Source organism: Epilithonimonas arachidiradicis (genome assembly GCF_003610695.1).
GTDB classification, from domain to species: Bacteria; Bacteroidota; Bacteroidia; order Flavobacteriales; family Weeksellaceae; genus Epilithonimonas; species Epilithonimonas arachidiradicis.
On record NZ_RAQH01000006.1, the window covers coordinates 174,683 to 196,626 of the forward strand.

The window sequence follows — 21,944 nt, forward strand, 5'->3', positions numbered from 1 at the left end:
TATTTAAAAATTCAGGTTAAGATTGACAGCGTAATTTCTTTTCGGCATAAAATAATAATTAACTGTTTGATAGACTTCATCAGTTAGATTATTGATTTTAAATCCTAACTGCAAATGTTTTGTTGGACTGAAGCTGATTCCTGCATTGAGAACAAAATAATTCTCCAGATAATTAATTTCACTGTCATCAACGTAACGCTTGCTGTTATACAAAGCCTGGAAAAATAATCCAATGGTTTTGTATTGGTAACTGCTGTTGAAATTGATCTGATGAAACGGAACGTAACTTAGCTGCTTTTTGGTTTCCAAATCTACAGATCTGGTGTGCGAATAGCTAATCTTCGCGTCAACCTTATGATTGTTCCAATTTTTATTAAAAGACAGTTCGGTTTCCAAGCCATAAAAATCAACTTTTTTTACATTCTTTGGAGACCAGATGGCAGGAGTTACAGGAACCCATTGGATCATATCGGTCATCTTGATGTAATAAGGCGTAATTCCCAGTTTGAAATTGTGATAGCTAAAATAATGCGACATCTCTGCCTGATAAGAAGTTTCCGGAACCAAATCCCGATTTCCGCCGGGTTCCCAATACAGATCATTGAAAGTTGGGGCTTTGAAATTCCTTGAAATATTAATTGAGCTTTGATACCAGCTGTTGACGAGATATTTTGCACTTGCAGAAAAGAGAAACGGACTCTTGTAACCTTCTACAAAATCCTGTTTAGCACCCAGTTCCCAATAGAACTTTTCAGATTGGGAATTTCTGTAAAGCAAAGAAAAACTTCCCAAATTTCTTTTCGGAGTTTTGATGCCGGAGCCAAAACCTTCCGCTTCGTTATATTGATATTCTGTGATGAGGTTGAAAGTCGAGTTTTTCGAAACTAAGAAGTCAAAATCATTCTTGATAATATACTGTTTCCCGGTTCCACCGCTGGTTTTACTTTTATTAATATCTCCAAAATACTGGAAATTGTCCTCCAGATAAGCCAGCTTCAAATTATTTTTAAATTTTCCTGAATGTAATTTCCAACCAGCCAGACTGCGGAATGTCTGAACGAGATATTTGGTTTTAGTTTGATTTTCCGAAAAAATGGGGTAGTGCTGATCACTATCATAATGTTGGCTTTGCCAGTAGAACTCATTGTTCGGATTGATTTTATAACCCAGGCCAAGATTGAAACTTGTATTCTGATATTCGCCGTTTCGGTTGATGAATTTTTTTTCAGGAACTTCAAAATCATTTTTGCTTTGCGAATGATTAATGTTGACATTGAAACTGAAATTCTCATTGCTGAATTTCCCCTTAACCAGAGAATTGTTCGTTTCAAAAGAACCGTATTCTGTGAAAATTGTTCCGCCGAAGCCTTTATTGTAATCCAATCTATTGTTAAGGTGGATAGATCCGCCGATCGCACCGCTTCCGTAGATCACACTTCCGCCTCCGAATTTGATTCCGACATTTTCGTAGCTCAAAGGATTCATATTATTAATGTCACCTTGCCCCAGAAAAATCGAATTGATATTGATACCATTCCATACAAAAGCTGTTTGTGAAGCTGTTGTTCCACGGAATGAAGGTGATGACGTCGCGCCTCGCCCATTTTCTTTGATATAAACATTGGACTGAAATCTCAGCAAATCCGATAAAGACGTAGAATTTTCAAGAATTTTATCGGTATTAAGATTTGATATTTTTGCCGTTTTTGAAACTTTACTGAATTGATTATCAATAAATACAGTATCAATCAACGATTCCTGGGCGGAAACCTGATGCATCAAACCAATGAAAAAGAATGTTAATATACGTTTCTTCATAACCTGCCCTTCCTCCGAAAGCATCTATTTAAATTAACATTGGCAGGTCTCCTGACTTTCGCAGATTTTGTGCCTTCTCATCAGCTTTTGGCGGACAATGGCGAGATTACAAAATCTTTTATCACGATCTACAGTTGCGGGGACAGTCGGAGAATTACACTCCGTTCCCTTTTAATCCCGAATAAAACTCGGAAACCAAAGTGCGGCAAAGATAAATATAATTAAATTAGGATTGATGTATTTTAAAAAGAAAATGCCGCCTCAGATATGAGACAGCATTTATTAAAAATAATTATGAAAAGATGAATTACTTCTTGATGATTTTAAAAGATCTGCTTTCTTTTCCGTCATTGGTTTTCAGGATGTAATTTCCTTTCGGCAATTTTGTGGTGTTCAGAACTGATGTTTTAGAATTTGTATTTTGTTCCATCACTTTTTTTCCTGACATATCATAAACTTCAACTTTGTTTATTTTATGATCAGATTCGATATTAAGGTTATCACCCACTGGGTTTGGATAAACTCTCACCGTATTTTTGGAAACATCAGTTGTTGCCATGAGCTGATTAACATGAATATTGAAAACACAAGTATCTATGATAACGCCATTCTTTACCAAATTATGAACAATCACATTATCACCGATTGGGAAGTCTGAGCCAGATTCTTTCCCCTGAACCAAAACTACAGTCGGATCAGCATCTGCGCACTCATAATAAACTTTGAAAACACCGTCTAATCCGTCTTTTACTGTCCAATTATTACCACTATTACCGGAGATATACGTGTTTGAAGTTGTACCATCAGTGGTTTTCGCTTCCCAGGAAACTAAAGGCCCTTGCCCTTGCATGGCTACCCAGTATTTTCCGCTTTGTAATTCTACAGTTTCTGGCAATTTTATGGAGACTTCATAAACTGCAAATCCATTGGAGGCTGTTCCGATTTGGTTTTGAGATTCATAAGTAAGGTTATCGAAAGATTTTACTAGCTCGCCAGGCTGGCCGTTGTTGTCTTTATAGATATAAACGTTTGTGCCGTAAGAGAATCTCACGAAATTAGGAACAATTTTATTCACTTTCATTGTTTGTCCTGCCGGCACGATGAAATCATTGGCTACCAAAACATTAGTGAAGCTAACTAAACTTTGAAAATTATTGCTTGGGTAATTGATACTGCAAGATGCTGTAGAATTTCCGGAACAAGCAAAAGGAAGTGTGTAGTTCACCTTTGCGGTAGGCTCCCCAGGGTTAGTATTGGCGTTGATGTCCGCCGGGCAAGTGAATTCGCAGCCAGGGTCCGCCATTCCATTAGTGATATTTAATGTATAATCTTCCGCCTGCCCGGAGTTATAATAATATCCTGATGCACCAGTCGGCCAGAACATAGAATATTCCGTTACAGACTGCATTTTTAGAACTCTGATTCTTGTATTGCCGTTGATTGCATTTTGCGGAATGGTAATCGGGAATTCTGTAAACTTGTCATCAACTCCGGTAGAGCCGAAAATATAACCTTCGCTGATGATTTCATTATCTTCATCCAGGATACCGTTATGATTCCAGTCAATAAAAAGCGTATAAGTATCCGGTGCATAATCTGTACGGTTCTGACCTTTTATTTTGACATTGTAAGTTTGTCCGGCTTGCAGATTAAATATTTTATCCGTCATATCTTCATAGAACGTAGAACTGTCAGGGTCAGTATTATAGCCCAGACCATTGATTTCGAAACGAGTTATTGGCGTGGCAGGTATAAAATTGTCTACTTTATCTATGGGATCATATGAATTCGGCGTTGGGTTGTTAGGTAATATTCTGAATTCGGTAGTGCCAAAATAATTGGAATTGTACTCGCCTACACTTATTCTCCACGTTCCGGCTATATCAGGCATCGTGTCACCCCAAGGGTAGGTTGTTGTGTTTCCGTTAAAAGAAATATCAAAATTTCCATTTTCATCTGCAAAATATTGTCCTGTAATGCCTGAGCCGGATTCATTTGGAGAAAAGATGTGCACTACGACTTGTGCATTAGGTTCTACTTTAGTGGCATGCAATTTCAATCCAAAATTAAAAAATTGATCCATTGTCAAATATTTAAAATTGGTTGTCACGGCTATGGTTTCATTTGGATTGCCAACCACCGTTAGATTAGCAGTGGCGGTCTTGCCATTTGTATCAGTCGCCTTTACAACGTGTGAACCTTTTACTGATTTGTTTTTCTTAGCACTAATCTGGATAGAAAATTTCCCTTCGCTGTCAGCTGTACCCTCAAAGTTTCTCCAGGGTTTGCCATCCGGATCTGTGGCAAAGACTGTTACCTTCGAATTAGGCGTGAATCCTGTTCCTAAAACAGGAAATCCGCCGGACCAATACCACCATTCATCTATGGTTCCTTGTGTGTCAGATACTAATGAAGTATCTAATGTAATCTGTTGTGCATTGAAAAGCCCGAAAAATAATAAAAACAAGCTTTTTAGTAGTAATTTTACATTCATTTATTTAATTTTTTATGATTAATTGATGCAATGTTACAAGTAAGTGACAACTTTTCAATTTTTTGCGGGTAACATTATAAATACTCTGTTTTTTGCTGAGTAACATTTTATATACATTTGATTTAAATTGCTGATTATCAATGCTTTTAAAGTAGGGTTTAATATAATCGAAAAATAGTCTTAACTTTGATTATTACTTCTCGGGATGCGGATTGTTTTAACTTTATTTTTTGTACTTTTTACGATATTCATCAATGCACAGAATGATTCTAAAAATTCTGATGCCTATGTAAAGCGTCTTGTGAATTTGATTAGGGAAAATAACAATAACCGTATCAAATCTATGAGTTATATCCAGGAGGCTCTTCGTTTTGAGAAAGAAATAGCGGACTCAACCAGGATTGAGCTTTATGTGACGGCCGGTAATTGTTACAAAGACCAGGAGTCTTATTATTTGGCTCTTAGCTATTATTATAAAGCTTTAGAGATTAAAAACGAGAAAGAATCCAACCGTTCTTTTAGTATCCTGAATAATATTGGAGGCTGTTATTATTTTATGGGTAACTATAAAAAAGCGCGGTATTTCTGGGAATCGGCACTTAAAAAATTCGAGTCTAATAAATCAAGCCAAAATGTTGAAGGCTCCCTTATCTATAATAATCTTGCAGTCCTGGAAAAAGAGCACGGTAATTACGCTAGAGCGTTGGAAATGCTGAAGGAATTCCTGAAAAGAAATGAAAAACTGAAAGATACTTTCAATATTATTATTGCTTATGAAAATATTGCGGATGTCAATGTCAAATTAAAAGAACAGGATCTGGCCATTTCTAACCTGTCAAAAGGCATCGGTCTCGCTAAGAAAATCAAATCAGATTATGACCTTGCAAGTCTTTACACAGACATCGGGAATATCTATCTTTCGCAACCTTCCCGCAAAGATTCATCTTATTATTATCTTTCCAGCGCTTTCAATATTGCTAACAGAAGCGATTTTTCCGACATCAAATTATCTTCATCGGAAAAGCTGGTTTCCTATTTTGAGAATCAAAAAGATTATAAAAGCGCATTATACTATCTTCATATTGCAAAATCTTTGTCGGAAGCAACCATCAACAAAGAGAATGCTAAGAAAGTTTCCAGGCTGGAATCGGAATTTGAAGAAAAGAACAAGCAGAAAGAACTTCTTCAACAGCAGAAAAAAAGAGAGCGTTATTTCATCTCCGGAATTGTGCTTTTATTGTTGTTTTCCGTAATTGTTTTTCTGATGTTCAAATTGCAGAAAAGCAAATCCGAAAAAAAAGCGGCTGAAAATAAATTGCTTGCCAAAAAACTGGATGAGAAAAATAAAGAACTGGCCAATAACGCAATCAAAATGATGCAGGCTTCCGAGATCTTCCAGACCACACAAAAAGAGCTGAAAGAGATGGACCCCAAGTACGAAGACGACCGGAAGATGATTTCCCGGATTATTATGGACTTCAAAAAAGGGTCACAAGCGCTCAATAAATCTGAGTTTGAGAAACTTTTTATTGAAACTGATGAAGATTTTTATAAAAAGTTATTAGATAAATATCCGTCACTCACCAAAAATGAACTTCGGCTTTGTGTGTTTTTGAGACAGAATCTTTCTTCTAAAGAGATTTCTGCTATTACACAGCAAAGTCCTCACAGTATTGTCGTAGCAAGGTCAAGGCTGAGAAAAAAGCTCGGCTTGGAAGAATCTCAGAGCATCAGTAATTTCCTGATTCAATTTTAAATTTAATCTAAGCTTTAATAGACTGATTCATAAAAATCCTGCAAAGGTTTTGGAAATGATTTTTCATCGGCCTGATTTGTGTTAACGATTGAAAAATCAAATTCTTTGGCAAAATTCTCAAAATCCTTTCTTGAGTCAATTTCGGCTGTGTTGATTTCAATAGAAAGATTTTTATGTGTCAGTTTGTGATTAACGGTTTTTGAATTAATGATATACTCGTTCCAATTCTCAGGAATAGAAGTTGGGAATTCGTACAACTTTTTCCAGATGAAATCATTGCCGCGTTGTTTGATGAGAAATTGATTTTGATATTTCACAAAAAAATATTTCAGGCTCAAATCTGACACTTTAACCTTTTTCGTCTTCACTGGGAATTCCGAAATTCTTCCGGTTTGGAAAGCGATACAATCCTCATTCACAGGGCAGAACATACAGAGCGGATTCTTCGGTCGGCAGATTTCAGCTCCGATATCCATTATAGCCTGGTTGAATTCCCCAGGTTTTTCGTCCGGCATCACTAACAAAGCCAAATCTGAAAAATGTTGAAAAGCTTTCGAACTGGAAATGTCAAAATCATCCGCAAAAATCCTTGACAAAACACGATAAAAATTGCCATCAACTGCGGGGACTTTTTCGTCGAAACAAATGCTTGCAATTGCGGCAGCCGTATATTTTCCGACACCTTTTAATTTTAAAATGTCATTATAATGATTCGGAAATTCACCCCCGAAATCTTCTACAACCTGATGAGCGGCTTTGTGAAGATTAATCGCTCTGGAATAATAGCCAAGACCTTTCCAATACAATAAGACCTCGTCTTCCGACGCTTGATGGAGCTCTTTTACGGTTGGGAATCTTTCTATAAATCTGAGATAATGACCAAGGCCTTGTTTTACCTGGGTTTGCTGTAAGACAATTTCGCTGATCCATATATTGTAAGGAAGCTGGTTTTCTCTCCAGGGAAGTTGTCTGGCATTGGTATCATACCACTTTGTAAGCTTTTTTCCAATGTGAAGAAAATCAGCATTTTGTTTGTTTGTTTTCAAAAATATGTCTTATATTTGCACACCAAAAATATAAAGAATTTTAGAAAATGACAAAGGCAGAATTGGTAAATACCATCTCGAACAAGCTGGGAGTAGAAAAGAATGATACACAGAAAGTTATCGAAGCTTTTATGCAAGAAATCAGAACCTCTATGTATAATGGAGATAATGTATATTTAAGAGGATTCGGTTCTTTTATTATCAAAACCAGAGCGGCTAAAACAGGTAGAAATATTTCTAAGAATACAGCTATAGAAATCCCTGCTCATAATATTCCTGCTTTCAAACCTTCAAAAACTTTTGTGGAAAAAGTAAAGACCAAAGTTGCAGTAAAATAATTAGTTGAATATTAACAGTAAAAAAATATATAAATTATGCCAAGCGGAAAAAAAAGAAAAAGACACAAGGTAGCAACGCACAAAAGAAAGAAAAGAAGAAGAGCAAACAGACACAAGAAGAAAAAATAATTTAGCCTTTTTGAGTCTTAAACATATTAAATATAGTTGGCGTATTGCCAGCTATATTTTTGTTTTATATTTACAACCTAATCTTAATAAAACCTTTTTATGAAGTTATGAAGAAAGAACTGATTATTTCCAATGAGGGAGATGCTTCAAAAATTGCTTTATTGGAAGACGGTCGCCTTTTTGAACTTCACGAGCAGGAAACAAAAACCGACTTTGTAGTTGGTGATTTGTTCCTCGGAAAGATCAAAAAACTGGCACCCAATCTTAATGCCGCTTTCGTAAATATCGGTACGGATAAGGATGCTTTCTTACATTATCAGGATCTTGGTCCACAATTTTTATCGTATCAGAAGTTTCTGAAAAATACGATTTCCAAAAAACAACAGACATCAAGTCTTAAAAATTTTGAAACAACTAAAGACATCGATAAACTGGGAACTGTTGATAAAGTTCTGACAGCGGGTGATCTTGTTTTGCTGCAAATTACAAAAGAACCGATCTCTACAAAAGGACCGAGAATCTCTACTCAGATTTCTCTTACAGGTCGTTTTTTGGTTCTGATCCCTTTTGATAACAAAATTTCTGTTTCCAAAAAAGTTGGAGACCCCGAAGAAAAAAACAGATTGAAAACTTTGATAGAAAGTATTCGTCCGGAAGGTTTCGGGGTGATCATCAGAACCGTTGCAGAAGGGAAAAAAGTGGCCGAGCTTCATAATGATATGAATCAGCTGGTAAAAAAATGGGAATCTACTTTTAAGAATATTCAGAAAAATAAAGTGCCAAGCAAGGTTCTGAGTGAAGAAGACAAAGCGTCTTCGATCTTAAGAGATAACTTTAACCAGGATTTCGTAAGTATCATTTGTGATGACGAAAAGATGGTGGAGGATATGAAATCTTACATCGAAGTGATTGCTCCTGAGCGAAAAAACATCGTTCAGTTCTATGACTCTCACATTCCTCTTTTGGAATATTATAATGTAGAAAAACAACTGAAACAGAGTTTTGGTAAACACGTGAATATCCCAGCTTCCAAAGGTGCTTACCTTGTAATTGAACATACAGAAGCGCTTCACGTAGTGGATGTGAATTCAGGAAATAATATCTCGTCATCTTCTACCAACAAAACCCACGCTTTAACTGTCAACAAAATGGCAGCAACAGAAATTGCAAGACAACTGCGTTTGCGGGATATGGGCGGAATCATTGTGGTGGATTTCATTGATATGACAGATCCGGAACACAGGAAGGAACTATACGAACACTTCCGTGAAGAGATGAAGCGTGACAAAGCTAGACATAAGATTTTGCCACCTTCAAAATTCGGTCTCATCCAAATGACAAGACAACGCGTCCGTTCCGAAAAACATATCGAAACATCCGAAGAAAATCCGAATAAGGACGGCGAAATCATCGCTCCAATTGTAATTGTGGAAAGAATGGAAGAATCTATCCGAACAATTATACAAAAGGAAAAAGGCAAATTGTACCTTCACGTACATCCTTTCCTGGAAGCCTATCTTACGAAAGGGCTGGCAAGTATCCAAAACAAGTGGTTTTTGAAATACAAAAAATGGGTAACCATCATCCCGAGAGATTCCTTCAAGATGTTGGAATTCCATCTCTATAATTCTAACAAAAAAGAATTAATGAGTTACTCTAATTGAAAGAATTAACATTGATTTCGGGAAACAAAAATTCCGAATCTATAATTTTAAAGTCTGTTTAATTTTATTAGACAGACTTTTATTTTTCCTCAAATACTTATTATAGATATTATCCGTTTAATTTCTTAAATTTGGTTTTATGAAAAACATTTACACACTTCTTATATTTTGCCTTTTTACAAGCTGTTATACATATAGATCGGTTGCTGACCAGAAAGAAATCGAAGAAAAAACAACCGATAGTCCACGGAAAAGACCCCAAAGGCCCGAGATGGCAGCTGTGGCGGCAAGTGATAATTCGGTAATGCAAAATCAGGCACAGAAAAGTCAATTGCAAAATGCTACAGCAGCCGGGAAAGTAAAATCAGATCCTGTAAGCCCCAAGAAAACAACCAAAATATTAAGCATAAAAGATAAGCTAGAACCTGCCAAGATCTACAAAATAAAAGTGGCAGATAAACGATATAAGGTCCAAGTGGATCAATGGGAAAGCGATTCTCTGGTGGTTCACCCGGTGCATAAGCCAGAGAAAAAAATGAAATTTCATAAGAATCAAATCGAAGAAGATGCTATCTTGGAAAAACGTTTCTCTCAGCCTATTTCCGATATCCTGACTGTTACGGCTTATGCTGGAATTGCGGTTCTGATTGCCGTGCTGGCTTTCTAACTATATCCCAACAAATTTACATCAATCTGATTCTGGAAGAAAAATCTTTTGGCAATATTTTATTTGTCATTAACTAATATTTAACGTCAAGATTTAGTTAATTAATCATTATTAAGATATTTTGGTAATAATTTTGATATAAGAACTTTAAATTAAAAAATATATGTCAGGAAAAATTTTATGGATCGATGATGAAGTGGATTTATTAAGACCTCATATTGTCTTTTTGGAGAATAAAGGTTACAAAGTTACGCCCATAAACAACGTAAATGAGGCTCTTGAAATTATAGAAAAGGAAAAATTCGAGTTAACTCTTCTTGACGAAAATATGCCGGGAATCTCCGGTTTGGAAGCGATTCCAATGATCAAGGAAAAAGATAATGCGCTTAAGATTGTGATGGTGACAAAGAGCGAAGAAGAGCACATTATGGAGCAGGCCATTGGTTCTCAGATCGAGGATTATATCTTAAAGCCTGTTAATCCCAATCAAGTGCTTCTGTCTTTGAAAAAGAATTTGCAGAGTGCAAGTCTGGTAGAACAAAAAACAATTGTTGACTACCAGCAGGAGTTTCGCAATCTGAGTATGGAATTGTCTTATCTCCGCACCTACCAGGATTGGGCAGAATATTATAAGAAAATCCTGAATTGGGAAATCAAATTTGACAAGGTCTTTGACAATGAGTTTGCCGATCTTCTACAGAACCAGAAAGAAGAAGCAAACATTCAGTTTTCAAAATTTATAGAAAATAACTACGAAGATTGGCTGCACAGCAACGAAAAGCCGATGATGAGTCATACGCTTTTCAAAGATAAAGTGAAGCCGGAAGTGGAAAAAGATAAAGTACTCTTGTTGATGGTCGATAACCTGAGATACGATCAGTGGAAAGTCATCGAGCCTTTGTTTACAAGATTCTATAACAAGACATCTGAGGATTATTATTTCAGTATTTTGCCAACAGCAACGCAGTATGCACGTAACTCATTTTTTGCAGGATTGATGCCATCCGAAATCGAGAAAAGATTCCCGGAATATTGGTTCAATGACAATGAAGAAGGTAATAAAAATGAACACGAGAGAGACTTTTTGGAAGACCAGATGAAGCGAATCGGTTTGTCAGGAAAATCAATGAAATATCTCAAGATTCTGAATGCCGACTTCGAAAGAAAAATTTTGGACGACTTCAACCAGCATAAGAACAACGATCTCTTGGTGATTGTCTACAATTTTATCGATATTTTGTCCCATGCAAAAACGGATAATAATATTGTCAATCAATTGATTAGAGATGACAAGACTTTCAGATCGTTAACCTACAACTGGTTTGAAAATTCGTCTTTGATCAAGATTATCAAAACGGCTGCGGAAAATGGCTTCAAGCTGGTCATTACAACAGACCACGGAACGGTTTATGTTAAAAAACCAAGTAAAGTAGTCGGAGACAGGGAAACATCCACCAATATCAGGTACAAAACAGGACGTAGCCTGACCTACGACGACAAAGATGTTTGGGCGATTGATAATCCCGACAAACTCTTTCTACCAAAAGGAAATCTCAGTTCAAAATATATCTTTGCAAAGAACAACACATTTTTGGCTTATCCAAAAAATTACAACCATTTTGTAAATTATTATAAAGATACTTATCAACACGGGGGAATTTCTCTTGAAGAGGTCATCATCCCGATAAGCATATTAGAGCCCAAATAGTTTTTTTCATAGTTTATTTGATTTGGGTTTATTGGGGCGGAAAAATTGATACTTTTTCCGCCTTTTTTATTTTTAGGAGCAACAGGATTAGTCGTTCTTTCACCATCCACACCCGCTATCCACTATATCTTTTTCTTTTTCCAACGCTCAGGCTGCGCCTGTCCAAAGCTAAAAAGAAAAAGGATGCCGTTCCTATCGGGGCTAGAATCACGCAATCACCATTTTCGAATGGAATTGGTCTGAATTAATTTACGATTTAAAATAAATAGCTTATGAAAAATATTGATGTCATACTACAAGAGCACAACCTGGATAGATCTCAAATTGAAGAATTGCTGAGGCAGAACAGAAAAATAGAAGCCATAAAGGTGGTGCGTGATGCAACCAATTACACCTTGAAAAGTTCAAAAAACCTTGTGGAATCTATTGAAGGAAATCAGACTCATTTTATAGAAGATGATGCCTTCAAGAATAGTAAGGTTTCCGTCAAGATGCTCAACAAAAATGGAAAAGTTATCATAAGACTAAAACTGAATAACCAGCCGGAAAAGATAGTGTTTCCATCAGATCCGGATTGGGCAGAAGTCAAAAAAGCAATGGGAAATAATCCTCAGCTTCTCGCTTACGAAAAAGCCTATTTGGAAAATCCCAACGACTTTCAATATCAAAAAAATACACTTTTCATAGAGGAAGACAACTCAGGCAAATGGAAATTTGTACTTTTGGCTTCTGTTATAACAATCGTTATTATTTATTTCATTTATTCAAAATCATAAAAAGAATGAGAATCATTTCCTATAACGTCAACGGCATCCGTGCGGCATTTACAAAAGACTTTCTGGGTTGGCTCAATGTTGCAAGCCCAGATGTGATTTGCATCCAGGAAAGTAAGGCAGGAAATGACCAGATTGATATAGAGAGTTTTGAAAAGCTGGGTTATCACAGCTATTGGCACTCGGCGTTGAGAAAAGGTTATAGCGGCGTAGGAATTGCGTCCAAAGTTAAACCGAATCACATAGAATACGGCTGCGGCATAGAAAGTTATGACAACGAAGGGCGAATCATGCGGGCAGATTTTGACGGATTTTCCGTGATTTCTGTTTATGTCCCGTCCGCATCTAATATAGAAAGGTTGGACTTTAAAATGCAATTCTGTTTTGATTTCTTAGACTATATCAAAGAACTCAGAAAAACCATCCCAAACTTAATCATCAGCGGAGATTTCAATATTTGTCATCAGGCGATTGATATCCATAATCCAATTGGTTTGGCCAATACATCGGGCTTTTTGCCAATGGAACGGGAATGGATGACCAATTTTATGAAAGAAAACAGGTTGACGGATAGTTTCAGATATTTTAATGATCAGCCGGACCAATATTCCTGGTGGAGCTACAGAGCAGGTTCAAGAGCAAGGAACAAAGGTTGGCGTTTGGATTACAATTTCGTCTCAGAACCTTTGAAAGAAAAAATGACCAGAGCCGTGATTCTTCCGGAAGTCAAACATTCTGATCATTGCCCAGTTTTAGTCGAATTCGAATTATAACTATCAAACTCAATAACACTCAAACCCTCAAACTCACCCTGTGCACGAGCAAATCAATCTTATTATAGAAATCCTGGGAACCATCTCCTTTGCGATGTCGGGCAGTTTTGCCGCGATGCAAAAACGTCTGGATCCATTTGGTGTTTTGATTATTGCATTTGTAACTTCGGTTGGTGGCGGAACCATACGAGATTTGTTGTTGGACGTACCGGTTTTTTGGATGGTAGATCTGCTGACTTTTGTGCTTATACTTTCCACTTGTATTTTGTCGATGATTTTCAAATCGATTGAAAAGAATTTTAAAGTAACACTTTTCATTTTCGATAGTTTCGGGTTGGGATTGTTCACGATTATTGGGATACAAAAAGGCTTGACTTTGGGTTTTCATCCTTTGATTTGTTTGACATTGGGAACCATTACGGGATGTTTTGGTGGAATTATCCGTGATATTTTGCTGAACAGAATCCCGCTGATTTTCCGAAAAGAAATCTATGCGACAGCTTGTATCGTCGGTGGAGGAATATTTTTACTGTTGGCTAAGTTTACGGTTCTGTCGTATACTTTTGTTCAGATTTTTACGATTCTATTGATTGTGACAATTAGAACTTTGGCGGTAAAATACCACTGGAGAATTCCGAAATTCTATGGCTACGAAAGTAACGAGGAAATGTAACAGCGAATCCGTAACCCTGATTGACTCTTTCTTTTTTAATTATTTTAAAGGAATCGTCGAAACTTCGTTTTGAAGCGGTTACCCCACAGTTATAGCTTGGAACGAAGTGGAGCGCCAGAACGAGGAGTATGAGCGGAAAGCAGGTTCCCGGCTCCTAAAAATAAAAAGGACTGAAATAGTTTCAATCCTTTTAAATTATTCTAGAAAAATTTCCCCCGGTTTCTCATATGCGGGTTGTGCATATGTTTTTGCATCGTAGGCATTTTCATCTGTTCTTTCATCATCTTGATTTGATCGGTCATCATTCCTGCAGAATCCAGTTGTTTCGCTTCATCCAAAAGTTTCTGTGCTTCTGCTTTTCTTCCTTTGGAAAGTGCCGATGCGGCCAAATTCAGCTTTGCCATTGCTCTGTCGTGCTTCATATTCAAACCATAATCCAAAGCTTTTTTCATCAATCCTTCTGTTTTTTGAGGATTGTCCTGAGCTGTCGTCAGGGCTTGAAGATAATGGAAATAACCATACTGACTCTTGTGAAGTTGAGATTGATAATTGGTGATATTGGCTAAAAACTTTGACGCTTTTTCCATATTCTGTTTTCTCAATTGCCAAAATGCTAAAAGAATGTTTTCGTTTTTGAAGAAAAGCGCGATTGGAATTGCAGAAAGTACAACCACAACAATGCCCCAACCGATGTTACGATTGAACATCAGATAAACGCCTAATGCGATAATGATTGCAGCGACTACAAATTTTATGTATTTGTTCATTTTTAAATTTTAGGTTGCAAAGATAAGAATTACGGATAAGAATTCCGATAGTTGTGGTGTCATGAATTTTCCGATGCGTTAAAAAACTCCCAGACAATTTTTGCCTTAGCTTTTCCCAATATTTCTTCCAAAGTGACGATATCCGCTTCTTTCACTCTTTTCACAGATTTTAGTTTGGATAAAAGCAGTTCAATGGTTTTTCCACCAACACCTGGGATCTCCTCGAGTTCAGATTTTATGGTTGAATTTTTTCGTCTCGTTCTGTGATGTTTGACCCCAAAACGGTGCGCTTCGTCTCTCACACGTTGAAGAATTTTCAGTGTTTCCGCTTTTTTATCAATATACAATGGAATCGAATCTTCGGGGAAATAGATTTCTTCCAATCTTTTCGCAATGCCGATTATTGTGATTTTTCCATAAAGTCCAAGCAGTTTTAGACTTTTGACAGCAGATGATAATTGACCTTTTCCACCGTCGATCAGAATAAGCTGAGGTAAAGGTTCGCCTTCATCAATTAATCTTCTGTAACGTCTGTAGATGACTTCTTCCATTGTGGCAAAGTCGTTTGGACCTTCCACAGTTCTTGGATGAAAAATCCTGTAATCCGCTTTACTCGGTTTCCCGTCCTTGAAAACAACACAAGCCGAGACCGGATTGGTTCCCTGGATATTCGAGTTGTCAAAACCTTCGATATGTCTTGGTTCCACGGGCATTCTCAGGATTCTTTGCATCTCGGACATAATCCGGTTGGTATGTCGTTCGGGATCTACAATCTGAACTTGTTTCAATTTCTCAAGACGGTATTCTTTCGCATTTTTCTCAGAAAGTTCCACGATGCGTTTTTTATCGCCAACTTTTGGAACAATCAGTTTAACGTTCGGAATTTCGATACCCAAATGAAAAGGAACCAGGATCTCTTTGGATGTAGAATCAAATTTTTGTCTGATTTCTACCAAAGCTTCTTCCAGAATATCTTCATCCGTTTCTTCCAGAACTTTCTTGATTTCCGTCGTAAAACTCTGAACAATAGAACCATTCCGGATTTTGAAATAATTGACGTAAGCTGCCGTTTCATCACTCGTCATCCCAAATACATCGACATCATCGATACTTGGATTCACCACTGTGTGTTTCGCCTGGTAATCGTCCAGAGACTCGATGTTTTGTTTCAGCATCTGTGCCTTCTCGAATTCCAGGTTCGATGCAAAACGGTACATTCTTTCCTCCAGATATTTTTTTGCAAAACGGAAATCTCCTTTGATAATTCCACGGATGGCTTCTACTTTTTCATCATAATCTTCCTTGGATTCCAAAGCCTCGCACGGACCATTGCAATTTTTGATATGATATTCCAGACAAACGCGGTATTTGCCTTCCGCAATTTTTTCGGGAGCGAGATTCAGGTTACAGGTTCGGATTTTGTAAAGACTTTTAATCGTATCCAAAAGAATTCTCGCAGGTCTTACTTTCGCATACGGTCCGTAATATTCGGAGCCGTCTTTGATTTTGGTTCTTGTCAAAAAAATCCGTGGAAAATCCTCATTTTTGATGCAAATCCAGGGATAAGATTTGTCATCCTTCAGCATCACGTTATAGAAAGGCTGATGCGCTTTGATGAGATTGTTTTCAAGCAAAAGTGCATCGTACTCGCTGTTCACCACAGTGGTTTCCAGCCTGTGAATCTTAGAAACCATGATTCTTGTCCGGTAGCCATTCTGATTTTTATTGAAGTAAGAAAGCACTCTTTTTTTGAGGTGTTTGGCTTTTCCGACATACAAAAGCTGGTCGTTCTTATCATAATACCGATAAACGCCGGGTTCCGAAGGAAGAGTTTTGAGCTGAAGTTCTAGATTGGGATTCACATTACAAATTTAATGAAATCGAATATTTAAATCGAATAAACTCATTAAAATTGTAACGCTTGATATTGTATGACCTTTAAATTTAATCTAATATAGTTCTTGATTATTTGTATATTGCTTTGACGAAACGAAATTATTATGAACGAGATAATTTGTCCAAATTGCAAAAAAGCATTTAAGGTGGACGAAGCTGGCTTTGCCGAGATTCTTAAACAGGTTCGCAATCATCAATTTGAAGAGGAACTCCAGGAGAGATTAAGGCTTGCCGAAAAAGAAAAAAATAATGAAATTGAACTTAATAAAGAAAGATTCAAAAATTATTTGCAGGAACAGCTTTCCAAAAAAGATGCTGAGATCTCGCAATTAAAATCGGTTAAAGAATTGGAGATTACAGGAAAAGTTTCTGAAAAGGAGAAGGAGATTCTGGAGTTGAAAGCAAAGATCGAAAAAGCAGATGCTGAGAAAAAATTAGCCATTTCTGAGGCGGTTCAAAAAGTTGAAAAAGAAAAAAACAGTCTTGAAAACGAAAAGATTCAGCTTCGCAATGCATTAAATAATAAAGATTTAGAAAAAGAGCTTTCAGAAAAGTCTCTCAAAGAGCAGTTTGATGAAAAATTGAAATCAAAAGATGCTATAATCAAATACAAAGATGAAGAAATCGATCGGGTAAAAGAGATGAAAGCCAGGCTTTCTACAAAAATGCTTGGTGAAACGCTAGAGCAACATTGCGAGATTGAGTTCAATAAACTGCGTGCGACAGCCTTTCAGAATGTGTATTTTGAAAAAGATAATGATTCCCGTTCGGGGAGCAAAGGTGATTTTATTTTTCGTGAATATGATGAAAGCGGCAATGAAATTATTTCAATCATGTTTGAAATGAAAAATGAAGCTGACCAAACCGCAACAAAGAAAAAAAATGAGGACTTTCTAAGAGAACTGGATAAAGACCGAGCAGAAAAAAAATGCGAGTATGCGGTAATGGTATCATTATTAGAATCCGAAAACGAATTTTATAATACCGGAATAGTAGATGTGTCGCATCGTTATGAAAAGATGTATGTTGTCAGGCCTCAGTTTTTTATACCGATAATTACTCTCCTTAGAAATGCTGCAATGAATTCTTTAAAATATAAAAGAGAGTTGGCTTTGGTAAGAAACCAGAATATTGATATTACTAATTTTGAAGAGAAAATAGATAACTTCAAACAAGGTTTTGCAAAGAATTATGAGTTGGCAAGTCGTCAATTTAAAACTGCTGTAGATGAAATAGACAAAACTATTTCGCATCTGCAAAAAACTAAAGATGCCTTGCTTTCTTCTGTGAATAATCTGCGACTTGCCAATAACAAAGCAGAAGATTTGACCATTAAAAAACTGACTTACGGGAATCCTACGATGAAGGCTAAGTTTGATGATTTAAAATAAAAAAATATGAGAGAGTTGAATGTTTGGCTCTCTTATTTTTTAAATCTTTCTGTTTTTCGCCAACATCGGAATCGAAATTAAGCCCATTATGAGCATAATAATGATTTGTAAAGGTAATGTGATGAAAGAGTAGGCGAGGCCCAATTCTCCGCCTTCTATTGCATCTTTTCCCATAGAAATAAACAATGCAGTAAACCCAAATTTCATTGCTAAATTGAAAGCGCCAATTCCGCCGCTTGCTGGTATAATCATTCCTAAAGTTCCGACTACTAAAATAAAACATCCATCGGCTGGTGTAAAGTTCGAAGTTTCTGGAAGAGAAAAGCAAACTAAATATGATGCAAAAAAATAGCAAATCCAGATTCCGGCAGTCAAAAGGACGAATTTTCCTTTTTGTTTTAGATTTAGAATAGATCTTAAACCTTCGAAAATTCCTTTTCCAAAACCAATGATTTTATCATAAATAGATAATTTTTGTAATGATTTTCTGAAAATAAAAAAGAGAAAAAGAATAAAAACAATGCAACCAAGAACAATATAACTTGTATTAGAATTGGATGGAGTTTGAGTCTGTTCTTTTTGCTGCGTAGCAGATTTGTAAAAAGCTAAAAGTGCATCATATTTGAAAATCAAAGTCAATAATGCAAAAATTCCCATACAAACCAAATCAACAACTCTTTCTAGAATAATCGTTCCAAAAGATTTGTCAACCGGAACTTTCTCAACACCATAAAGTGCAGTGGAACGTGCAACTTCTCCACTTCTTGGGATTGTAAGATTCATCAGATATCCGAAAGAAAGTGACCAGAGTGAATTGCTGTTGGAGATTTTGTAACCCATTGGTTCCAGCAGAAGATTCCATCTTACAGCTCTGAAAATATAAGCGGAGACACCAAAAAACGCTGCCAGTAATACCCAAAGATAATTGGCTTTTTGCAAAGAATTCTTGATTTTATCAAAATCCAGACCTCTAAGAGCTACCCAAAGAAAGATGCCTGCAACAGCAACAGAAATTAAAATTGTAATTGCATTTTTGAATGCTGATGACTTTTTTTCTTCCAAAATAACTGAGAGATTATGTTAGAAGATTGGTTGTCTCATCTGGGAAAACGATTTTTGGCTGGAAATCTTTTGCTTCCTCAGGGCTCATCTGTGCATACGCAATAATGATAATGATGTCGCCTTTATGAACTTTTCTTGCGGCAGGACCATTGAGACAAATATCTCCGGATTTTCTCTTCCCTTTGATAACGTAAGTGTCAAAGCGCTCGCCGTTATTCACATTCACGATGTAGACTCTTTCACCGACAATTAAACCAGCGGCTTCTATAAGATCTTCATCTATAGTAATACTTCCTATGTAGTTGAGATCCGATTCTGTAACACGAACCCTGTGAATTTTCGATTTAAAAACTTCGATTAACATAGGTGCAAATTTACGTCAAATAAATAAAAGTTGAGAAAAATTTGTTTCTAAAAAGTGAATATTGGACGCCGCAAAATAAATAACAATTATTATGAATTTATGAATATTGATATTAATGATATAATTTTGGCTTAATTGTTGATTAATAGTGGCGAATTAAAGAAAACGGAATGCTGCAAAACGTGTGTTTCCGTTAACATTGATTTTAATAAAAATTCATTATAATAAAATAAAAGATATATTTTTCACTAAACTTTATAAAAATATTTGCGTGATATTAAAATTGTCTTATATTTGCTATAACAACATAACTTTAATTAATAAATATTATGAACAAGTCTGAATTAATCGACGCTATCGCGAAGGATGCAGAAATCACAAAAGCTGCTGCAAAAAAAGCTTTGGAATCTTTTGTTGCTAATGTAACAGAAACTCTTAAGAAAAAAGATGGTAAAGTATCTCTAGTAGGTTTTGGAACTTTCTCTGTATCTGAAAGAGCTGCTAGACAAGGTATCAATCCTGCAACTAAAAAACCAATTCAAATTGCAGCAAAAACAGTTGCTAAATTTAAAGCTGGTGCTGATTTGGCTACTGCGGTTGCTGGTCCTGCAAAAGGAAAGAAAAAATAATTTTATTTGAGTTATCAAATAAAAAAAACCCGTCTATGGACGGGTTTTTTGTTTTTATAAATTAAATTTTAATTTTCATCATCCAAGAGATGCCCAAAAAAATCTTTCTTAGTTTTAAGATAAGATGCGCTGGCATCATTCGATTTGATCTGCAATGGAATTCTGGAATTGAACTCAATATCGCTGTCTTTGATAATTTTTATCTTCTCAGGGTTATTGGTCATCAGATTAACTGATTTGACACCTAACTTTTGCAGCATCTCTATCGCAACACCAAAATCTCTGTCATCTGCAGGCAGACCTAATTCCAGATTAGCCTGAACGGTGTCCAAACCTTTTTCCTGCAAGGCATAAGCTTTCAGTTTATTGATGATCCCGATGTTTCTTCCTTCTTGTCTCAGGTAGATTATCAGGCCACCATTTTCCTGCATATACTTCATTGCCGAATCCAGTTGCTGTCCGCATTCACATTTTTGAGAATGGAATACTTCTCCGGTAATACACTCGGAATGGATTCTCACATTAACAGGTTTTTCAAGATTTGTATTTTTTGCAATCAGAGCCATATGGGGCATCCAATTTTTATCATCTTCTGAAAAAGCCATCATCCTGAACTCCCCAAAATCTGTGGGAACATTCGATTCTGCTTGTAATTTTAACATTAAAATAAAATGATATTAATTTGAGGACATCGAAGTGGTCTCGATACTTCTGCTTTGAGAAGCTTCCAGGAGATTCATATTGGTTTTTATTTTAACCATATATCTGTTGAGAACTTCGTCATCATCCCGGGTCAAAAACTTCCGTAATTTTTGAATTTTTTTATAATACTTTTCGAATTCATCCAATGACTTATGCTTGTCCGATTGATCAAAACTCCTGATAGACTGCAAATAGTTGGTCAATGAGTTTTTCAAAGAAGACACTTCTCTGTTTACAGCATCATTTCGAAACTTAGGAAAAGTCGAAATCAAATTGGAAATAGAGGAGGCATAAACTATTGCTTCCGGTGTAAGATAGGCATAGGTGTCTGATAAGGAACCAGAATGCAATTCTTCCGAAGCTGCTGAACTTGTGGAACAGGAGTTTGCAACAATAATTGTGAATAATATCGGTAAAAGTTTATAAAAACTTTTCATTTTTTCTGCATTTTTTGATACAGGATTGGGTTAAGGCTCTCGTCATTATACATTTTCATTTGCTTATAAAGCTTCATCTTAACTTTACCATTCTCTATATCAGAAAGCAGTTGATCTATTGCTGTTGACAAATCTTTCTTTTGCTCCAGAAGGACTTGCAATTTTTGAGAACATTGTAATTTGTGTTCTTCAGAAGCATCTTCACGAGAAGCTTCTATAGACATATGATAGATTTTTAATGATAAAATAGAAAATCTATCAATAGACCAGGCTGGAGTTTCGCTGTTGATTCTGGCATCAGAATTAGGAGTGATGGTCTCAAATTTTTTATAGAACCAAAAGTCGATTTGTTCAACCAGATCGGTTCTTTTTTGATTGAGTTTATCAATCCTTCTTTTTATTTTCAAAGCCTCTATCGGGTCAATATCTTCTTCGCGAATAATATCTTCCAAATGCCACTGAACGGTATCAATCCAGTTTTTCAAATACAAAATCCATTCCAAACTATTAGGCTGGAATGGATTGATTTCTTCTGAATTAACGTCATCTTTTATGTGATAATCATTAACGGACTGGTTAAAGATTTCCCAAGCTTTTTCTGTCAAACTCATTCAAATCTTTTTTAAGAAGGATTGTTTGAATTATTAGATGATGAAGAATTGTTTTTTTTGTCTTCATCCTTAACGGCGTCTTTAAACTCCTTGATTCCGGAACCTAAACCTTTCATTAATTCAGGGATCTTTTTACCTCCGAATAATAAAAGCAATATCAAAGCTACAATTAATATATGTTGCCAAGAAAGACTTAATATAACAGTTGCTAATGTCATTTCAATTTTTTTGCAAAGTTAAATTATT

Annotated in this window: 21 protein-coding genes and 1 riboswitch; of the genes, 10 read left to right on the forward strand and 11 right to left on the reverse strand. The window is 36.2% G+C overall.

Annotated features, from left to right (window positions below):
* Positions 1 to 3: 3 nt before the first annotated feature.
* Complete coding sequence (locus BXY58_RS11275; RefSeq protein ID WP_185140473.1) at positions 4 to 1,818, reverse strand: TonB-dependent receptor plug domain-containing protein; 1,815 nt, start codon at positions 1,816 to 1,818, stop codon at positions 4 to 6.
* Between the two features lie 24 nt (positions 1,819 to 1,842).
* Positions 1,843 to 2,033: riboswitch (cobalamin riboswitch) on the reverse strand.
* Positions 2,034 to 2,125: 92 nt separating this feature from the next.
* Entirely contained in the window at positions 2,126 to 4,312 is a 2,187-nt protein-coding gene (locus tag BXY58_RS11280) for a T9SS type A sorting domain-containing protein (RefSeq protein WP_120213962.1), read from the reverse strand.
* A gap of 205 nt (positions 4,313 to 4,517) precedes the next feature.
* Between BXY58_RS11280 and BXY58_RS11285 the strand changes: the two genes are divergently transcribed.
* Complete coding sequence (locus BXY58_RS11285; protein ID WP_120213963.1) at positions 4,518 to 6,068, forward strand: tetratricopeptide repeat protein; 1,551 nt, start codon at positions 4,518 to 4,520, stop codon at positions 6,066 to 6,068.
* 14 nt (positions 6,069 to 6,082) lie between these two features.
* Here the strand turns inward: BXY58_RS11285 and mutY are convergent, their stop codons facing one another.
* Positions 6,083 to 7,114, reverse strand: a complete 1,032-nt coding sequence (gene mutY / locus BXY58_RS11290) for an A/G-specific adenine glycosylase (RefSeq protein WP_120213964.1) — start codon at positions 7,112 to 7,114, stop codon at positions 6,083 to 6,085.
* Between the two features lie 47 nt (positions 7,115 to 7,161).
* Here mutY and BXY58_RS11295 point away from each other — a divergent pair, with 47 nt between their 5' ends.
* The 7 genes from BXY58_RS11295 to BXY58_RS11325 all read left to right on the forward strand — a co-directional run bounded on the left by BXY58_RS11295 (position 7,162) and on the right by BXY58_RS11325 (position 13,839).
* Positions 7,162 to 7,452 carry an HU family DNA-binding protein gene (locus BXY58_RS11295; RefSeq protein WP_027383593.1) on the forward strand — a complete coding sequence of 97 codons (291 nt, stop codon included), beginning with the start codon at positions 7,162 to 7,164 and terminating at the stop codon, positions 7,450 to 7,452.
* A gap of 236 nt (positions 7,453 to 7,688) precedes the next feature.
* Entirely contained in the window at positions 7,689 to 9,245 is a 1,557-nt protein-coding gene (locus BXY58_RS11300) for an Rne/Rng family ribonuclease (RefSeq protein ID WP_120213965.1), read from the forward strand.
* A 139-nt stretch (positions 9,246 to 9,384) separates the two neighbouring features.
* Positions 9,385 to 9,912: a hypothetical protein gene (locus BXY58_RS11305; protein ID WP_120213966.1), complete on the forward strand. Its 528-nt coding sequence runs from the start codon at positions 9,385 to 9,387 to the stop codon at positions 9,910 to 9,912.
* Positions 9,913 to 10,075: 163 nt separating this feature from the next.
* Positions 10,076 to 11,620: a T9SS response regulator signal transducer PorX gene (porX, locus tag BXY58_RS11310; RefSeq protein ID WP_120213967.1), complete on the forward strand. Its 1,545-nt coding sequence runs from the start codon at positions 10,076 to 10,078 to the stop codon at positions 11,618 to 11,620.
* Between the two features lie 272 nt (positions 11,621 to 11,892).
* A complete protein-coding gene (locus BXY58_RS11315; protein WP_120213968.1) occupies positions 11,893 to 12,396 on the forward strand; it encodes a hypothetical protein in 504 nt (167 codons plus the stop codon).
* A 5-nt stretch (positions 12,397 to 12,401) separates the two neighbouring features.
* Complete coding sequence (locus BXY58_RS11320; RefSeq protein WP_120214009.1) at positions 12,402 to 13,166, forward strand: exodeoxyribonuclease III; 765 nt, start codon at positions 12,402 to 12,404, stop codon at positions 13,164 to 13,166.
* 40 nt (positions 13,167 to 13,206) lie between these two features.
* Positions 13,207 to 13,839, forward strand: coding sequence for a trimeric intracellular cation channel family protein (locus BXY58_RS11325; RefSeq protein ID WP_120213969.1), 633 nt, complete (start codon positions 13,207 to 13,209; stop codon positions 13,837 to 13,839).
* A 200-nt stretch (positions 13,840 to 14,039) separates the two neighbouring features.
* Here BXY58_RS11325 and BXY58_RS11330 read toward each other — a convergent pair whose 3' ends face one another.
* Together BXY58_RS11330 and uvrC are read right to left on the reverse strand one after the other, a co-directional pair.
* On the reverse strand, positions 14,040 to 14,606 hold the full coding sequence (locus tag BXY58_RS11330; protein ID WP_120213970.1) for a DUF2892 domain-containing protein: 567 nt from the start codon (positions 14,604 to 14,606) through the stop codon (positions 14,040 to 14,042).
* Positions 14,607 to 14,665: 59 nt separating this feature from the next.
* Positions 14,666 to 16,468, reverse strand: a complete 1,803-nt coding sequence (uvrC, locus tag BXY58_RS11335) for an excinuclease ABC subunit UvrC (protein WP_120213971.1) — start codon at positions 16,466 to 16,468, stop codon at positions 14,666 to 14,668.
* A 138-nt stretch (positions 16,469 to 16,606) separates the two neighbouring features.
* On the opposite strand from uvrC, the gene BXY58_RS11340 reads away from it, so the two are divergent.
* Complete coding sequence (locus BXY58_RS11340; RefSeq protein ID WP_120213972.1) at positions 16,607 to 17,893, forward strand: DUF2130 domain-containing protein; 1,287 nt, start codon at positions 16,607 to 16,609, stop codon at positions 17,891 to 17,893.
* A 39-nt stretch (positions 17,894 to 17,932) separates the two neighbouring features.
* Here the strand turns inward: BXY58_RS11340 and BXY58_RS11345 are convergent, their stop codons facing one another.
* Together BXY58_RS11345 and panD are read right to left on the reverse strand one after the other, a co-directional pair.
* Complete coding sequence (locus BXY58_RS11345; RefSeq protein ID WP_120213973.1) at positions 17,933 to 18,958, reverse strand: lysylphosphatidylglycerol synthase transmembrane domain-containing protein; 1,026 nt, start codon at positions 18,956 to 18,958, stop codon at positions 17,933 to 17,935.
* Between the two features lie 10 nt (positions 18,959 to 18,968).
* Positions 18,969 to 19,319, reverse strand: coding sequence for an aspartate 1-decarboxylase (panD, locus tag BXY58_RS11350; protein ID WP_120213974.1), 351 nt, complete (start codon positions 19,317 to 19,319; stop codon positions 18,969 to 18,971).
* Between the two features lie 329 nt (positions 19,320 to 19,648).
* Here panD and BXY58_RS11355 point away from each other — a divergent pair, with 329 nt between their 5' ends.
* Complete coding sequence (locus BXY58_RS11355; protein ID WP_074236845.1) at positions 19,649 to 19,948, forward strand: HU family DNA-binding protein; 300 nt, start codon at positions 19,649 to 19,651, stop codon at positions 19,946 to 19,948.
* A 68-nt stretch (positions 19,949 to 20,016) separates the two neighbouring features.
* Here BXY58_RS11355 and ribA read toward each other — a convergent pair whose 3' ends face one another.
* From ribA to tatA, 4 genes are read right to left on the reverse strand one after another with little or no spacing between them, the layout of a single operon-like run.
* A complete protein-coding gene (ribA, locus tag BXY58_RS11360; RefSeq protein ID WP_120213975.1) occupies positions 20,017 to 20,610 on the reverse strand; it encodes a GTP cyclohydrolase II in 594 nt (197 codons plus the stop codon).
* 15 nt (positions 20,611 to 20,625) lie between these two features.
* The gene (locus BXY58_RS11365) at positions 20,626 to 21,087 is read right to left on the reverse strand and encodes a hypothetical protein (RefSeq protein WP_120213976.1); all 462 of its coding nucleotides are present in this window, start codon (positions 21,085 to 21,087) and stop codon (positions 20,626 to 20,628) included.
* Positions 21,084 to 21,698 (reverse strand): DUF4254 domain-containing protein, encoded by a 615-nt coding sequence (locus BXY58_RS11370; RefSeq protein ID WP_120213977.1) that lies wholly within the window; start codon positions 21,696 to 21,698, stop codon positions 21,084 to 21,086. The genes BXY58_RS11365 and BXY58_RS11370 overlap by 4 nt, the downstream gene beginning before the upstream one ends.
* A gap of 11 nt (positions 21,699 to 21,709) precedes the next feature.
* Positions 21,710 to 21,916: a twin-arginine translocase TatA/TatE family subunit gene (tatA, locus tag BXY58_RS11375; RefSeq protein ID WP_120213978.1), complete on the reverse strand. Its 207-nt coding sequence runs from the start codon at positions 21,914 to 21,916 to the stop codon at positions 21,710 to 21,712.
* Positions 21,917 to 21,944 lie beyond the last annotated feature (28 nt).